The organism is Anoxybacillus suryakundensis, assembly GCF_001418025.1.
Classification (GTDB): domain Bacteria; phylum Bacillota; class Bacilli; order Bacillales; family Anoxybacillaceae; genus Anoxybacillus; species Anoxybacillus tengchongensis.
Genome location: NZ_LIOK01000041.1, coordinates 1 through 1,085 on the forward strand (window position 1 = coordinate 1; position 1,085 = coordinate 1,085).

The following is a 1,085-nucleotide window of genomic DNA, read 5'->3' on the forward strand; positions in this document are numbered from 1 at the left end:
GGGGAGCCGCAGTGAAAAGGCCCAAGCGACTGTTTATCAAAAACACAGGTCTCTGCGAAGCCGTAAGGCGAAGTATAGGGGCTGACACCTGCCCGGTGCTGGAAGGTTAAGGGGAGCGCTTAGCGCAAGCGAAGGTGCGAACCGAAGCCCCAGTAAACGGCGGCCGTAACTATAACGGTCCTAAGGTAGCGAAATTCCTTGTCGGGTAAGTTCCGACCCGCACGAAAGGTGTAACGACTTGGGCACTGTCTCAACGAGAGACCCGGTGAAATCATAGTACCTGTGAAGATGCAGGTTACCCGCGACAGGACGGAAAGACCCCGTGGAGCTTTACTGCAGCCTGATATTGAATGTTGGTGCGACATGTACAGCATAGGTGGGAGACTGAGAAGCCTGGACGCCAGTCTAGGTGGAGTCGCCGTTGGGATACCACCCTTGTCGTACTGAGATTCTAACCCGCACCCCTGATCGGGGTGGGAGACAGTGTCAGGTGGGCAGTTTGACTGGGGCGGTCGCCTCCCAAAGCGTAACGGAGGCGCCCAAAGGTTCCCTCAGAATGGTTGGAAATCATTCGTAGAGTGTAAAGGCAGAAGGGAGCTTGACTGCGAGACCTACAAGTCGAGCAGGGACGAAAGTCGGGCTTAGTGATCCGGTGGTTCCGAATGGAAGGGCCATCGCTCAACGGATAAAAGCTACCCCGGGGATAACAGGCTTATCTCCCCCAAGAGTCCACATCGACGGGGAGGTTTGGCACCTCGATGTCGGCTCATCGCATCCTGGGGCTGTAGTCGGTCCCAAGGGTTGGGCTGTTCGCCCATTAAAGCGGTACGCGAGCTGGGTTCAGAACGTCGTGAGACAGTTCGGTCCCTATCCGTCGCGGGCGTAGGAAATTTGAGAGGAGCTGTCCTTAGTACGAGAGGACCGGGATGGACGCACCGCTGGTGTACCAGTTGTCCCGCCAGGGGCACAGCTGGGTAGCTATGTGCGGAAGGGATAAGCGCTGAAAGCATCTAAGCGTGAAGCCCCCCTCAAGATGAGATTTCCCATCGCGTCAAGCGAGTAAGATCCCTTGAAGATGACAAGGT

General features: G+C 56.4%; 1 rRNA gene. It reads left to right on the plus strand.

The features are described from left to right. Positions 1-1,085, plus strand: a 23S ribosomal RNA gene (locus ASC42_RS13550); the annotation flags it as partial.